We start from the raw sequence: 15,733 nt of genomic DNA, 5'->3' as shown, positions 1-15,733 counted from the left end.
AGTGGAGCGAGGTTTTCGGGCTGAATACTCTCCGCAGGAGGCAGATTCTGCCCGAAACGACTTGTTGCCCGACCTTTCAACTTTCAAACTTGGTCTGTACTACCTTTGCAGACGAGCTTAGGAAACGGTCGATTGACGGAACTGAAATACTGATTGAAAATAGAGCCATCTGTTCTAAATTTGTTTCTGACCTCTCGATTACTCGACCTCTCGATTACTCGACCTCTCGCATTCTTGTTTTCTCGCATTTTCGTATGCAGTCCGTCCGACCTGCTGTTGTGTCGTAAGGTATGCATTACGGTATGCAGTCTTGCAATGCATTTCGTTATTGTCCGATGTCTTGGAATTGGAACTTATGCACTCGGTTTTGTTGTAGATGATAATTTGTTGATTTGACGAATGGAGGGCGTAAGGTGCTTATATACAGAGTGATGTTCTCTCAACATCTTCTCAACAAATCACTCTCCAAAAGAGAATTCACCTTTTTTGCTCCGAGAACCGTCTTTTTAATTAAAAAATGAATATATGGGTGAATACCCAAGAGTTTGTTGTCTCTTTTACTAAAAATGTTTCAAAACAAAAAAGAGGCTACCGAAGTAACCTCTTTTGTACTTATTATAATTTATATTAAATTATTCAGCGATGATACCTGTGATGTCGTAGTTAGCGAACTCGATATCGTTAGCAGCGTCAACTTTCAATTTCTCATCAATGTTGATTGCTTGACGAAGGTTTTTAGCAAGTTCAGTCTCGTTGTTAGTGCGAGCACCGATAACTGCTTTCAAGTAGTAAGTCATAGCGTCAGGATTAGCAACAGCGTCAAGAGTGTTTTGTGCAGTTGCATAATCTTTAACCATTATTTGAGCCAAAGCAGCGTTGTTTGATTTGTTGTCGCCAAATGCTTTAACTGCTTTTTGGTACTCACCTTTCTCTATGTAAAGAACACCAGTTGCCTCTTTAGTCTCTTCCAATGCAGCAGCATTTCCGAAACATTGAGCAGCTTTCTCTTGGTTACCCTCTTTAAGAGCGATAAGACCTTGGTTCATTTGAACTTGAGCAGAGTTTCCTGCTATTTTTGCTGCTTTCTCAAACCATGCGTTAGCATCAGAGAATTTACCCATTTCAAAGCAAACCATACCTGCGTTGTTGAATGCACGGTAGTCGTTGGGGAAGTACTCAGCAGCTTTAGCATAGATGTAAAGTTGTTGCTCTTTGTCGCAAGTTAAAGTACCAGCGAAAAGAAGTTCTTCAAGAGAAAGTTCTTTAGGATCTGTTGCTACAAGAGCCATAATCTCCTCGTCAGTTTTACCAATCAAGTCGATGCTTGCTGTGATTCTTGAGTAACGAAGTTGAGGAAGAATCTCTTCAGCAAGAACTTTGAATGTGCTTGACATATTTTTGATCTCTTTCTCACGTTGAGCAGGATCGTTGTACATTGAAAGAACACGAAGGATAAGTTCTTTGTCTTGGATGCTTGATTTCTCAACTAAAGTTTTGAATCCATCCCAATCTTGAGCAGTAAATTTACCTGTTACCTCAGTTGCGATAGAATCTTTTTCGAGTTGTTTGTTAAGATATTTCATTGTGTTATCCTCACGTTTCTCAGCAAGTTTGTAGTTAAGATCGTAACCACCATCAGGAGAAGCGTATGAAGAAATCTCAATACCTTTCAACTCTTTTCTGTCATCAGATTTAGTTTCGTTTACTTTATCTTTCAAAGCAGCCATCTCCTCGCTCTTAAGTTGTTTTGAGCGGATGTTTGCTTGTTGGATAAGGAACATAATGTCTGCGTTGCAAGTTTCGTTTATGATGCGTTGGAAAGCATCAGGAGCGATAGCAGGTTTAACTTTGTTTACATCAGCAAGTTCAGCAGTTGCAATGATACCGTCAGCAACTTTAACTCTCTCTAATGTGTAAGTTTTAGTTCCTTTTTTGTTTGTTACCTCAAAACCTAACCATAGCTCAGATTTTTTCATAGCGGGAACATAGTCAAAAGATACAGGCATTGTGATAGTTCCTCCCATTTTGTACTCAATCTCTTGATTGTTTCCAACTATTTTCTCTCCTTGGTAAACGTATGGAGTTCCAGCAGTCTCTCCTTCAGCATAAACCAAGTAAGGAGTAACAGTTACAGTAACTCTTTTTTTGAAGTATTTCTCAGGGAAAACTCCTGTGATAGTAGCGTTAACTTTTCCTGCTACAACTTCAAGTGGATTAGGATTCACAGAGAAGTCCTCTGATGACATTGAACCCATTTTACATCCGGTGATTACTACTAATAAAGCAAGTAGTAAAGGTAAATAAAATTTTTTGTTCATAGTTAATTTTCTTTTTTGTTGATAAATTATTATTGTTAATCTCTAAATTCTCATTTAATGTGCTTGCTTATGTTACTTCATTTTGCCCCCCCTTCAGGGTAGTAAACGAAATATGTTACAAATATAGTGAGTTTTTGTCAAATAGCATCAATTTATAAGTGTTTTTTTGATTTGATAACATAAATGTATTGATATTTAGAAATAAAAACACGAGAATTGGATATTTTTATTCGTTTTAGTAGGTTAAACATATTATCAGTCACTATTGTTTCGTGGATGGTGAGTAAGGATTTCTCTTCTGATAAATTCTCTGTCAAGGTGTACGTATATTTCGGTTGTGGCTATGCTCTCGTGTCCTAACATCTGCTGAATTGCTCTTAGGTTTGCACCCCCCTCTAAAAGGTGAGTGGCAAACGTGTGTCGCAAAGTGTGAGGACTTATATTCTTTTTTATATTGCAAACCTCGCATTGCTGTTTTATGATGTAGAAAATCATAACTCTTGATAGCTGTCCGCCTCTCCTGTTTAAGAATAGAATATCTTCGCATCCATGTTTGATGTTCAATAGCTTACGGCTCTCTAAATAGAGTTTTATCTCCTTGATTGTACTCTCTGCAATTGGTACAATTCTCTGCTTTTTGCCTTTGCCTTCAACCAAAATATACCCTTCGTTTATGTATATATTTGAAATCTTTAAATTTGTGACCTCTGAAACCCTTAAACCGCAACCATACATAACCTCAATAATGGTTTTATTTCTATGTCCTTCCGGCAGAGACAGGTCAAAACTTTCAGTCAATCTGTCTATCTCTTCAATGGTCAAAACTTCGGGAAGATGCTTTCCCAATTTGGGAGATTCTATATTTGCAAGAGGATCTGATTTCATATATCCGTCAATCAATAAAAATCTATAAAAAGATTTTATTCCGGATAGTATACGAGCCTGAGAACGAGGACATATACCAATGTCGCTAAGTGTTGCGAGAAATTGTAAAACATCTACATTTTCAAACAACTCTATGTCGTATTCGTCGCAGTTTAAGAACTCTAAAAATTTGTTCAAATCGTTCAGATACGCATCAATGCTATTCTTTGATAGACCACGCTCTAACTTCAGATGAATAACATACTCTTTGACTAAATCTTTCTCTTTGCCGGGTGTGTTCATACAAATTCTCCTCAAATGTAGAGGTTTGAATATTAAAAACAGTTTCTAATAAAATAAATTTTATTACTTTTGTATTTGCAAAAATAAATAAAAAATCTGTTATGAAGATACTTATTATAAACGGACCTAATCTCAATTTGCTGGGAAAGCGAGAGGAGGGCATATATGGCAGTGTAAGTTTTGATGACTACCTTGCAGTTTTGCAGTCAAAGTTTAGCGCTGATAATATTGAGTACTATCAATCAAATCACGAAGGGGATATAATTGATATGCTTCATAAAGCAGGGTTTGGTGATGCAGATGGTATTGTATTAAATGCCGGAGCATACACTCACACCTCTATTGCCATAAGTGATGCCATAAGAGCTATTAAAACTCCTGTTGTTGAGGTGCATATCTCAAATGTGAGTGCAAGAGAGGAGTATCGACACAAATCCTACATAGCACCATCGTGCATAGGTACAATAGCGGGATTTGGATTAGATTCATACAGATTAGCAATTGAAGCATTAAAAGCGAGATAGTGATATGTTTACCGCCGAAGAGTTATATATACAATCGCACATCGATCCCGAAGGAGAGTTGCTAAGTCGTTTAAATCGCGATACCAACGTTAAGTTGGTGCGTTCACGAATGTTGTCGGGACACATTCAGGGACGTATGTTAAAAATGTTTTGCCGAATGATAAATGCTAAGAAGGTTTTAGAGTTGGGAACTTTCACAGGATATTCGGCTCAATGTTTTGCTGAGGCACTGCCCGAAGATGGTTTTATATATACTATTGAGGAGAATGATGAGCTGGAAGATTTCATCAATGAGTATCTCGCAGAATCGCCTAACAAAGATAAAATTCGCCTGTTAATGGGAGATGCTAAGAAGATAATCCCAACACTTGAGGATGAGTTCGATATGGTGTTTATAGATGCTGATAAACGCGAATATTGCGAATATTACAATTTGGTATTCCCAAAGGTGAGAAAGGGAGGATTTATGTTGGCTGACAACACTCTTTGGTCGGGAAAGATTCTTGATGAGTCGGAACACGATCCGCAAACCGAAGGTCTACGCCGTTTTAATGATATGGTGGCTTCGGATGATCGTGTTGAAAAAGTTTTTGTACCATCGCGAGATGGCTTGACTATTATCTATAAAAAGTAATTTACAATGGAAACAACAAGACAAAGTAAGATAAACAGATTATTACAAAAAGAGTTAGGAGAGATTTTCTTGGCAGAGACTAAAAAGATGCCGGGAACATTGGTCTCGGTAAGTATTGTAAGGGTAAGCCCCGATTTAAGTGTCGCAAAAATCTATTTGAGTGTCTTTCCATCGGAGAAGGCTCCTGAGATATTAGAGGCGGTAAATAACAATGCAAAGAGCATCAGATATGAGTTGGGCGGAAGAGTGCGTTACCAATTGCGCAAAGTACCCGAACTAACATTCTTTGTTGATGACTCGCTCGATTATATCGATAATATTGACACTCTCTTAAATAAATAAGACAATGCTCTTATCTCTGAAAATAGCGATACGTTACCTCTTCTCAAAAAAATCACACACTGCCATAAATGCAGTATCGATAGTATCGGTATGTGGAGTTGCAATTGCAACGATGGCTATGATATGTACCTTGTCGGTATATAATGGATTTGAAGAGATAATATCTTCGCTATATTCTGAGATTGATCCTCACTTAGAGGTTAGAGCAAAAGCAGGGAAAACATTAGATACAACCGCTCCTGAGATTAAACGTCTTGAGGAGATTGACGGAGTGGAGGCAGTTACCCCAGTTGTAGAAGATAATGCTCTTGCTCTATATGGTGACAAGCAACAACCCGTTGTTATAAAAGGAGTTCCTGCAAATTATTCAAAAGTAAACAATATTGATGCTGCATTAATTGACGGTGCAACCATGTTTGCCGACTCACTGCCCTATGCGGTAATTGGAGTTGGAATATCAAATACTCTGATGGTTGCTCCTCATTTTCTCTCGCCTATATACCTATATGCTCCAAAACGTAAGGCAAAAGTAAACTTGATAAACCCCTCAACATCGTTTAATACACGTCAAGTCTATTGCTCTGGAGTGTTTTCAATAAGTCAGGCCGAAAGCGACAATAAATTTGTATATGTGTCAATTGAGGTGGCAAAGCAACTGTTCGATTACACAACTGAGGCAACTCTGCTGGAGATAAAAGTGACAGATGAACAGAATGTTGAGAAGATACAGAAAGAGGTACAAAAGATTGTTGGCGAGGGGTATGTGGTAAAAGATAGAATAGAACAAAAAGCAGAGGCATTTTCAATGATGGCAATTGAAAAATGGATAACATTTTTTATGCTCTTGTTTGTTTTGGTGATATCGGCATTCAATATAATTGCTTCAGTGTCAATGCTGATAATTGATAAAAAAGAGAATATAAAAACCCTCCATAACTTAGGCGGTAAAGAGTCGTTTATAACAAAAATATTTTTTAATCAAGGAGTTCTGATCTCATTTATAGGGGCAGTGACAGGAGTTCTGTTAGGTTTACTGCTCTCTCTTGTGCAGCAACATTTTGGAATACTTAAGATGGGTGCAAACTTTATAGTTGAGTATTACCCTGTAAAAGTTGTATGGAGTGATGTTTTATTGGTAATATCGGTAGTGGTTGCTGTTGGAGTGCTGATTGCTTGGATACCGGTAAAATATATAAATTCAAAGTTGATAAAAAACGGATAAAAAAGATATTAATATGAAGAGATATTTTGAAAAATCATTACCCTGCATTATTTCTGTTCTCACAATAGTCGCAATATCAATTGTATATTTCTCTCCAGAGATTTTTGAGGGAAAGGTGCTGTTTCAGGGCGATACTCAACAGGGAATAGCAATCGGACAGGAAGCAAAGGCGTTCAACGAGGCAACAGGCGAAACTACACGTTGGACAAACTCGCTGTTTGGTGGAATGCCAAACTTTCAAATATCTCCTTCGTATGAAAACAATAAAGTTTTAAAAGTAATAGAAAAAATATATTCGTTAGGATTGCCAATACCAGTTTCCTACATATACATTATGGCAATAGGATTCTTTATTCTGTTGATGGTGTTAAATGTCAAGTGGTATATTTCGCTCTTTGGGGCATTGGCATACGCCTTTTCTTCATATTTCTTTATAATAATAGCGGCAGGACATATCTGGAAATTCATAACTCTTGCCTATATCCCACCCACAATAGCAGGAATAATATTGGCATATCGTGGCAAGTATATAAAAGGTGCTTTACTTGCAGCCTTCTTTGGAATGATGCAGATACACGCAAACCATATACAGATGAGTTACTACTCATTCTTGTTTATTCTGCCATTGGTAATAGGCTATCTGATAAAGGCAATACAACAAAAAGAGTATAGGCGCTTTACAAAGGCAACGCTCTCTCTTGTGGTTGCTGCGGTTCTTGCTGTTTGTGCAAATCTGCCAAGCATTTACAATACATACGAGTACTCAAAAGAGACAATGCGAGGTAAGTCGGAACTTGCATCTGAATCGGCAACTGAGGGTGAAGGGGGCGGATTAAACATTGACTATATAACCCAATGGAGTTACGGTATTGATGAGAGTTGGACTCTACTCATTCCAAATACAAAAGGAGGTGCAACAGGATATATATCAGCCGATAAGGATGCTATGAAAGAGGCTGAACCTTCGCTAAGACAATATGTGGGGCAGATGAATCACTATTGGGGAGATCAACCCTTTACCGCAGGTCCTGTATATGCAGGAGCAATAATAATGTTCCTCTTCTTAATAGGTTGCTTTGTGGTAAAAGGACCTATAAAGTGGGCTTGTATTGTGGCTTCAATAATATCATTACTTCTATCATGGGGACATAATTTTATGCCTCTTACTGAGTGGTTTGTAAATAATGTTCCTCTATATGACAAGTTCCGTACGGTATCAAGTATATTGGTAGTTGCCGAGTTTGCAATTCCACTATTGGCAACTCTTGCATTAAAAGAGATAATTGAAAATACTCAAACTCTAAAAGAGAAAATGTGGAAAATGTATTTGCCATTAGCATTAACAGCTGGGGTTGCGTTCTTGTTTGCTGTAATGCCAACTTTGTTTTTTAACTTTCTGTCGGTACAAGAAGAGCAAATGGCTATCTCTCAACCCGAATACCAAATGATTTTTGATGAGTTAGAGGAGGTGCGAGAATCAATATTTACTGCCGATGCGTGGCGAACATTCTTCTTTGTGATACTATCAGCTCTTCTATTGCTATTGTTTATAAATAAGAAAATATCAACAAAATTATTTGCAGTTGCAATGTTGGCATTAGTTGTAGTGGATATGTATCCAGTAAACAAACGCTATTTGAATGGCGATAACTTTGTTCCAAAACGCAAAGTAAAGAGTGCTTTCCAAATGACTCAAGCTGACAAAGATATATTGCAAGACAAAGATCCCAATTATAGGGTACTCAATTTAACGGTAGATACTTATAACGATCCAACAACTTCATATCATCACAAATCAATTGGTGGATATAGTGCGGCAAAACTTCGTAGATATGATGATCTTATAAAGTATCAGTTAAGCAAAGGTAATATCTCTGTTATAAATATGCTTAATACCAAATACTTTATAACAGCATCAGAGTCGGGCGAGGCTGTTGCAGTGCCAAACCCCGATGCTATGGGCAATGCTTGGTTTGTTGATGAGATAGAGTGGGTTGATGGAGCAAAAGCCGAAATGGAGGCGTTAAACTCTTTTGATGAAAGGAGAACTGCAATAGCCGATAACCACTTTAAAAATATAATACCTGCTCAAATACCTCAAAGGAGTGAGGGCGATACAATATACTTAACTCACTATCAACCGAACAAACTTAACTATAAATCCGTTTCTCAAAACGGAGGATATGCGGTATTCTCAGAGATATACTTCCCATGGGGATGGCAGATAACAATAGATGGAGAGCCTGCTCAAATGGCACGTGTAAACTATGTATTAAGGGGAATGAGTATCCCAGCAGGAGAGCATGAGATTGAGTTTAAATTTGAGCCAACCTCTCTGAAGGTAAATACAGCCATTGCGTTTGCCTCAATTGCCATAATAGTTTTAGCAGGGGCATATCTAATAATTACATCTGTTAGAAAAAGAGAAGAAGAATGTTTAAAACAAAGGTAGTATTTCTATCCTTAATAGTAGTTGTATTATCAAGTTGTGTTGCTGATAAAGGTAATCGCCTCCCTCAAGTGGCGGTGACAATATTGCCACAAAAGTATCTGCTCGACAAGATAGTTGGAGATTCAATTCAAGTGGTGTGTGCTATACCTCAAGGAGGCAATCCCGAAGAGTATGCCACAACCCCTCGCCAAATGAAAGAGATTGCAACCTCTTCGCTCTATTTTAAAGTAGGAGAGTTGGGGTTTGAAAAGACAACACTGCCGGCGATAGTTAAAAATATCTCAAATATAAAGGTTGTAGATCTCTCTGAAGGGCTTGATTTTATAACCTCTGAATGTTCTCATGGAGGAGAGGAACATTCTCACTCTGACCCTCACTATTGGACTTCGCCCAAAGGTGCAAAGCTGATGGCAACAAATCTCTATAATGCTATTGTGGCGTTTGATAACAAAAATGCCTCATACTACACATCAAACTATATGCAGTTGATACATCAATTAGAGGCTCTTGATAGGGAAGTTAATTCAATTTTATCTGCTGCTCAATGTCGCCATTTTGCAATATTTCACCCCTCACTCTCCTATTTTGCAAGGGATTATAACTTGCAACAGTTGTCGCTCGAGGAGAGTGGCAAAGAGATGACTCCGCAACGTATGCAACAGGTAATTGAAGAGGCAATAGAGAAAGGAATAAAAACAGTATTCATTCAAAACGAGTTTACTCCCGAGCAGGTAAAAACATTCGCTCAAGAGATAGAGGCTTCGGTTGTTGTAATAAATCCATTGGCATATAACTTCATTGAAGAGATAAGAGAGATAGCATATGCAATATCAAAATAGATATATTGAACTAAAAGAGGTAACTCTCACTTTCGATAATAGAATAATATTAAAAGGTGTAAATTTAACTCTTAATAGAGGAGACTTTATGCTTGTGGAGGGAGCAAATGGAGGAGGAAAAACATCGCTTATAAGAGTAATGTTAGGATTGCAGAAACCAACAAGCGGTAGGGTGTTGTATTATGATAATGGTTCTCAATACGAAACACTCGCAAAAGAGAGGGTAGGGTATCTTCCTCAAAAGAACAGTTTGGATTTACGCTTCCCAATTTCGGTAAGAGAGGTGGTTGAGAGTGGCTTGATGCAGGAGAAGAATCTAACAAATAGCGAGGTTAAGGAGAGGGTGGATGAGATGCTCTCTGCTATGCAACTTACTGTTTTGCAATCTCGTCCCATAGGCGAAGTCTCAGGAGGACAATTTCAAAGGGCATTGTTTGCACGAGCAATAATCTCCAATCCGGCACTGCTTGTGTTGGATGAACCAACATCTTATTTGGATAGTTCGTTTACCCAAAAACTATACGCAATCTTACAGCAGTTATCACCCTCAACCACAATAGTGGTTGTAACGCACGACAATAGTGCATATACCAGTAGCATGGCAAATCGTGTAATTTATGTAGGGGATAGAAATATTGAGGAGAGGTAAGAGAGTTTATATAATCTTATATCTGTTTCCGGGGTAAGACTTTATAACGCCCTTAAACTCCAATCCCATAAGCGAAGATAAAAGTTTTGATGTTGCAATTCCCGAAGCAATACTAAGAGAGTTAATATCAATCTCTTTTTTCTCAGTAATAATATCAACAATAATCTGTTCGGTCTCATCAAAATCGGGGAAAAGTGTATTCTGTACCCTCTTAGAAGATAGCAAACACTCCCACCCAAGAGTATTGGTCATATCTTTTGCCGATGTAATAAGTTGTGCCTTATTGTCGCGAATAAGATTGTTGCATCCCTTTGATGTCTCTTTGTCAACGTTGCCGGGAAGTGCAAATACTTCGCGAGAGTAGTCCGTTGCCAACGATGCAGTAATTAAAGAGCCTCCCTTCTCTTTTGATTCAACAATAACTGTTGCATCGCTCATTCCTGCAACAATCCTATTACGTGCAACAAAATTAACTTTTAGCATAGGCGATTGTGAAGAGTATTCGCTAATCAAAGCACCATTATCAATAATCTTGTTGGCTGTGCTGCGATGTGTTGATGGGTATATACTATTCAGTGGATTACCCAAAACAGCAACCGTCTTCAGTCCGCACTCTAATGCTGCTCTATGTGCGCATATATCAATACCGTATGCCAACCCGCTCACAATAACCACATCGGGGAACATCTCTGCGAGTTCGCATACAAACTTTTCGCACCAATCCCTGCCATATTCGGTAGCGTTGCGAGTACCAACAATGCTTACAAACCTTTGAGAATTAAAATCTATATCTCCTTTTGAGTATAAAAGGATAGGAGCATCGGGGCAGTTAAGAAGGCGTTTGGGGTAGGCGTGAGAATTAAACCCGATAAGGGAGATGTTGTGTTTCTCAATAAACTCAATCTCTTTCTCGGCAAATAGCAAGAGTTCCTCTTTTGAAGATTTTTTAAAAAGATTAATCTCTTGTTCTTCGCCCTCATCATTTTGAAGAGATAGACCATCGGTTGAGAATATAGCCTCTGCCGAGCCATACTTCTCAATCAACCCTCTTGCAATACCAAAGTCAATACCTTTAATGTTGGCAAGAGCAATAAAAAAGTTTCTCTCCCTTAAATCCATTTCTCCTATACCCAAATATAATCGCCAAGCATCTCAACAAGTTCATCACCCTTGATAATCTTGCCCTCTCGTGTACAAACTGTTGTAACCTTTGCTTCGGCACACAAAACTCCATCCGATTTTCTGAAAATATCTTGGTAAAAGACAAATCTGATACCCTCTCTACGCATAAAGAGTTTGCAAACAAACACTTCTCCACCGCGAAGAGAGTTTTTGTAATTAATCTCAATACGTGCAACAACAGGCTCAATGCCAGCCTCTCGCATTGCTCCAAAGGAGCAACCTGCGTGTTCTAAAAATTCATGTCGAGCGTGTTCAAAGTAGTGCTGGTAGTTTGCGTTGTTTACAATACCTTGAGCATCGCACTCATAATCACGCACCTTAATCTCTATTTCGTATGAGTAATCTTTTGCCATAATAAATTTTGTTTGATACAAAAGTAAATAAATTTTCTCAAAAAACTATTTTATAGTTAACTTTGCAAAAACAATAAAAGAATAACAATGAGAAAAGAAAACGTAGCAAAAATATTATTTATACTGCTTCTGGTAGCATCATTTTTTTTAACACCGGCAATAGCGCTATTTTTAGGAATATTGCTATCCCTTATAATAGGTGTACCATATTCAAAACTGACAAAGAAGTTATCAAAATATCTGCTCCAAATTTCAGTTGTGGGGTTGGGTTTTGGAATGAATTTGCACCAATCGTTACAAGCAGGAAAGGAGGGAATGATTTTTACCATAATCTCTGTTATAGGGGTAATGATACTTGGTGCATTTTTAGGTAAACTTCTAAAGATAAATCGTAAAAACAGTTATTTAATATCTTCGGGAACTGCAATCTGTGGAGGAAGTGCCATAGCGGCAGTAGCACCAGTAATTGATGCCGATGAAAACGATACATCGTTGGCTCTTATAACCATATTCGTTCTCAATGCCGTAGCACTATTTATATTTCCACCCATAGGCAGAGCGTTAGACCTCTCTCAAGTTCAGTTTGGAACTTGGGCGGCAATAGCCATTCACGATACAAGTTCGGTGGTAGGAGCAGGAGCAGCATACGGTGATGAAGCCTTAAAGGTGGCTACAACAATAAAACTGACACGTGCATTGTGGATAATACCATTGGCATTTGTCTCGGCATTTGTATTCAGAACCAAAGGGCGTAAAGCCTCTATTCCATACTTTATAATCTGGTTTGTAGTGGCAATGCTCATTAATACATACTTCACTTTACCTCAAATTATAACAACCAACATAGTGTTTTTATCAAAAAAATTACTAACAGTAACACTCTTCTTGATTGGTTGTGGATTGTCACTGTCGGCACTAAAAAGTGTAGGTCTAAAACCTCTTCTTTTGGGTGTTATCCTTTGGGTAATAATCTCGGTTGTAACCCTATTTGTTGTAATGTTGTAATCTTATTTTAATATCAATCTTTTTGTCAATTTTATATTTTTTAATATAAGATTAAATTTTTTGTGATTAAAAAATCTCTTTTTTTGAAAATTAACTATATTTGCAATATCAAGTATAAAAAAAGAGGATTCCGAAAATCTAAAGAGTAGGAAACATAAAAAATAAGTATCAATTATGAAAAAGATTGTATTGGGATTACTATTAGCTATCTTGTTTCCGTTTGCAACGTTTGCATCAGATATGTTTGAGTATGACTTGGAATGTGGAGGTGCAACATCAAAAGAGGGATGCTATATGGTAAAAGTTTGGGTATACTCATCAAACAAAAAGGTAACACCCGATGAACTGAAAAAGGCGGCAATACATGGAGCATTATTCAGAGGAGTTTCAGCAACGGGTGAGTGCCAAAGTTTTAAACCCATAGCAGGCTCTCCGTTGGCAGAAAAGCAACATGCCGATTTCTTTAATAGTTTCTTTGGAGCAGATAAACAATATGACGCATACGTAACATTAGCAGCCATACCTTATGAGTATATAAAAGTTAGTAAAAAATATAAGGTAGGCACAATAGCAATAATCTCTAAGGATGCTTTACGTAAAGATTTAGAGAAAGCAGGTATAATAAGAGGATTATCAACAGGATTCTAAAACTACATATATATGAAAAAATTATTATTGACTGCATTAATATTTGCAGTGGCAACAATAGGGTATGCCAAAAAAACATCATCTACTTATGTAGCATACGAGACAGAGTGTTTAGGTGTAGCATTAGATGGCTCACAAACATTAGTTGCTTGGGGTGGAGGTAAAACTCGATTAGATGCCAAAGAACAAGCAATGAAAACCGCTTTAAACGATGTGATATTCAAAGGAATAAGATCGGGTAATGACCTATGCGATACAAAACCATTGGTATTTGCTCCCAATGCAAGAGAGAAATACGAAGATTTCTTTAACCGCTTTTTTAGCGAAGATGGTGATTACAAAAAATTTGTAACTGATGATGAAGGCGGTCGCCGTTTAAACCGAACAAAAGAGTTGAGTAAACTTCAAAAGAAATTTGGAATTGTAGTTACTGTTTATCGCCCTCAATTAAAAGAGTATCTTAAGTCAAACGGAATAATAAAATAGATATGAAAAAGTTATTATTATCAATAAGTTTTGTATTTGTTACAATTCTTTGTTTTTCACAAGCAAAGAAACCTGAATTAATGGTGATGCCAAGTGATGTATGGTGTAACGATAAAGGGTATATGATTTCGTACGATAATCAAGGAGTACAAGAGGAGATACCTGATTATAAAAAAGCGGTAAAGACTGACAAAGAGTTAACAAACGTAATATCAAAAATTGGGGCTTTAATGGCAGATAGAGGATTTCCTCTAAAAGATTTGTCGGCAACAATCTCGGGAATTGAACAACGCGAAGCAGAAGAGCGACTAATAACCTCAAAGGCAGGTTCTCAAATAGCAGAGAGTCCGTTGGATAAAATCCGTAGAGTTGCAAAAGCCGACATTATACTATCGGTTGACTGGACTGTAAATCAAGTAGGTCCAAAAAGAAGTATAACATACAATCTGCAAGCCTTAGATGCTTATACCAATAAACAGATAGCAGCAGTACAAGGGACAGGGGCTCCATCAATGGCTGCCGAAACAGTATTGTTATTGGAGGAGGCAATAGTCTTGAATATGGATAACTTTGCAAGTCGCCTACAAACATATTTTGATGATTTGTTTGCAAACGGACGCGAAGTAACAGTACGAGTAAGAGTCTTTGATAACGGCTCTGGAATTGATTTGGAGAGCGAGTACGATGGTATGGAGTTGACCGAGATAATAGATGATTGGATGTGGGAAAACACTGTTGAGCATCGTTATAGCAAAGTTGATGGAACAGAGAACTATATCGACTTCTCGCAAGTAAGAATACCTCTATTCAGAGAGAATGGTAGAGCAATGGATACAGAAACATTTGTTCGCAACCTCTCAAAATATTTGCGTCAAGCACCCTACAGTTTAACATCAAAAGTCCTAACACGAGGATTGGGTGAGGCAGTATTAATCATTGGCGAAAAATAAAATAAAAGAGATTATGATACGCAAAATAAAAATATCATTATGCGCATTGTTGGTATCACTAACTTCATTTAGTGGTTATGCGCAAGATTGTGACATTTCAATAAGAGTAGTTGCTCCCGAAGAGAGTCAACTTACAAAATCGGCAGAGGACCTATTGGTTAAGCGAGTTAGTCAAGCTTCAAACGTTGAGAATATTGTAGTTGGTGAAGGCTCATCGTTTGCAATAATCCCCAAGTTGGTATGTTTAACAAAAGATGTTATACCGGGACCTCCTGTAAGATATTCGTTAGATTTTGAGTTAACCCTATATTTAACCGATGTAAATACAGGAACAATATTCTATTCAGAGACACTCCCTTTAAAAGGTGTAGATAATAGCGAGAGTAAAGCACAAATATCGGCTTTAAAACAGTTAAAGCCAAACTCTCCACAGTTAATGGCTCTATTCAAAAAAGGAAAACAAAAAGCAGTTGCATATTACGATGCTAACGGAGCCGACATCATTGCAAAAGCACAACGTTTGGCTGCAATGAAACAATTTGAGGAGGCTATATATACTGTTTTAGCAATACCCAACTGCTCAAAATATGGCGACCAAGCAACTGAAGAGGCTATAAAGATATTTGACAGATATATGGATGAACAATGCAACGAAAACCTACAATCAGCACAAGCGGCATGGGTGGCAGAGCAAAATGCGAGTGGGGCAAGAAAAGCCGCACAATATCTATCTCAAATATATCCTGAGTATGGATGCTATTCAGAGGCTCAAAAACTATACAATGAAATGAAAAAAGTAGTAGGGGATGATAAAGCATTTGAGAATAGTTTAATACTTGCAGAGATTGATATTGAGAATAATAAAATCAATGCAATTCGTGATATTGGTGTAGCATACGGAAAGGGACAACAACCTGTAACTACAAACATTTTTGGAGTTGGAGATTAATATCACTATTTAT

16 protein-coding genes are annotated in these 15,733 nt (G+C 37.6%); 12 read left to right on the top strand and 4 right to left on the bottom strand.

The window, feature by feature from the left end; all coding sequences use genetic code 11:
* Positions 1–632 precede the first annotated feature (632 nt).
* Together IKK64_05040 and IKK64_05035 are read right to left on the bottom strand one after the other, a co-directional pair.
* Complete coding sequence (locus IKK64_05040; GenBank protein MBR4119427.1) at positions 633–2,318, bottom strand: hypothetical protein; 1,686 nt, start codon at positions 2,316–2,318, stop codon at positions 633–635.
* 255 nt (positions 2,319–2,573) lie between these two features.
* Complete coding sequence (locus IKK64_05035) at positions 2,574–3,485, bottom strand: tyrosine recombinase XerD (protein MBR4119426.1); 912 nt, start codon at positions 3,483–3,485, stop codon at positions 2,574–2,576.
* A 101-nt stretch (positions 3,486–3,586) separates the two neighbouring features.
* Between IKK64_05035 and aroQ the strand changes: the two genes are divergently transcribed.
* The 7 genes from aroQ to IKK64_05000 are packed head-to-tail and all read left to right on the top strand — an operon-like array spanning position 3,587 to position 10,147.
* Positions 3,587–4,009 (top strand): type II 3-dehydroquinate dehydratase, encoded by a 423-nt coding sequence (gene aroQ / locus IKK64_05030; GenBank protein ID MBR4119425.1) that lies wholly within the window; start codon positions 3,587–3,589, stop codon positions 4,007–4,009.
* Positions 4,010–4,013: 4 nt separating this feature from the next.
* Positions 4,014–4,643: a class I SAM-dependent methyltransferase gene (locus tag IKK64_05025; protein MBR4119424.1), complete on the top strand. Its 630-nt coding sequence runs from the start codon at positions 4,014–4,016 to the stop codon at positions 4,641–4,643.
* Positions 4,644–4,649: 6 nt separating this feature from the next.
* Complete coding sequence (gene rbfA / locus IKK64_05020) at positions 4,650–4,985, top strand: 30S ribosome-binding factor RbfA (GenBank protein MBR4119423.1); 336 nt, start codon at positions 4,650–4,652, stop codon at positions 4,983–4,985.
* Between the two features lie 4 nt (positions 4,986–4,989).
* The gene (locus IKK64_05015) at positions 4,990–6,207 is read left to right on the top strand and encodes an ABC transporter permease (protein ID MBR4119422.1); all 1,218 of its coding nucleotides are present in this window, start codon (positions 4,990–4,992) and stop codon (positions 6,205–6,207) included.
* A 13-nt stretch (positions 6,208–6,220) separates the two neighbouring features.
* Positions 6,221–8,659: a YfhO family protein gene (locus IKK64_05010; GenBank protein ID MBR4119421.1), complete on the top strand. Its 2,439-nt coding sequence runs from the start codon at positions 6,221–6,223 to the stop codon at positions 8,657–8,659.
* Positions 8,641–9,498: a zinc ABC transporter substrate-binding protein gene (locus tag IKK64_05005; GenBank protein MBR4119420.1), complete on the top strand. Its 858-nt coding sequence runs from the start codon at positions 8,641–8,643 to the stop codon at positions 9,496–9,498. Before IKK64_05010 ends, IKK64_05005 begins: the two co-directional genes overlap by 19 nt.
* Entirely contained in the window at positions 9,482–10,147 is a 666-nt protein-coding gene (locus tag IKK64_05000; protein ID MBR4119419.1) for a metal ABC transporter ATP-binding protein, read from the top strand. Before IKK64_05005 ends, IKK64_05000 begins: the two co-directional genes overlap by 17 nt.
* Before the next feature lie 6 nt (positions 10,148–10,153).
* On the opposite strand, the gene dprA is transcribed toward IKK64_05000, so the two are convergent.
* Together dprA and IKK64_04990 are read right to left on the bottom strand one after the other, a co-directional pair.
* Positions 10,154–11,266: a DNA-processing protein DprA gene (dprA, locus tag IKK64_04995; protein MBR4119418.1), complete on the bottom strand. Its 1,113-nt coding sequence runs from the start codon at positions 11,264–11,266 to the stop codon at positions 10,154–10,156.
* A gap of 5 nt (positions 11,267–11,271) precedes the next feature.
* Positions 11,272–11,682 (bottom strand): acyl-CoA thioesterase, encoded by a 411-nt coding sequence (locus IKK64_04990; GenBank protein MBR4119417.1) that lies wholly within the window; start codon positions 11,680–11,682, stop codon positions 11,272–11,274.
* A gap of 87 nt (positions 11,683–11,769) precedes the next feature.
* Between IKK64_04990 and IKK64_04985 the strand changes: the two genes are divergently transcribed.
* The 5 genes from IKK64_04985 to IKK64_04965 all read left to right on the top strand — a co-directional run bounded on the left by IKK64_04985 (position 11,770) and on the right by IKK64_04965 (position 15,720).
* Positions 11,770–12,687 (top strand): putative sulfate exporter family transporter, encoded by a 918-nt coding sequence (locus tag IKK64_04985; GenBank protein MBR4119416.1) that lies wholly within the window; start codon positions 11,770–11,772, stop codon positions 12,685–12,687.
* Positions 12,688–12,861: 174 nt separating this feature from the next.
* Complete coding sequence (locus IKK64_04980; protein MBR4119415.1) at positions 12,862–13,335, top strand: hypothetical protein; 474 nt, start codon at positions 12,862–12,864, stop codon at positions 13,333–13,335.
* 12 nt (positions 13,336–13,347) lie between these two features.
* Positions 13,348–13,821: a hypothetical protein gene (locus IKK64_04975; GenBank protein ID MBR4119414.1), complete on the top strand. Its 474-nt coding sequence runs from the start codon at positions 13,348–13,350 to the stop codon at positions 13,819–13,821.
* Positions 13,822–13,823: 2 nt separating this feature from the next.
* Positions 13,824–14,771 carry a hypothetical protein gene (locus tag IKK64_04970; protein ID MBR4119413.1) on the top strand — a complete coding sequence of 316 codons (948 nt, stop codon included), beginning with the start codon at positions 13,824–13,826 and terminating at the stop codon, positions 14,769–14,771.
* A gap of 13 nt (positions 14,772–14,784) precedes the next feature.
* The gene (locus IKK64_04965) at positions 14,785–15,720 is read left to right on the top strand and encodes a hypothetical protein (GenBank protein MBR4119412.1); all 936 of its coding nucleotides are present in this window, start codon (positions 14,785–14,787) and stop codon (positions 15,718–15,720) included.
* Positions 15,721–15,733 lie beyond the last annotated feature (13 nt).

It is taken from the genome of Bacteroidales bacterium (assembly GCA_017521245.1).
GTDB lineage: Bacteria > Bacteroidota > Bacteroidia > Bacteroidales > G3-4614 > Caccoplasma_A.
Note: the sequence above shows the minus strand (reverse complement) of the source record. Positions and strands in the feature narration are given on the sequence as shown.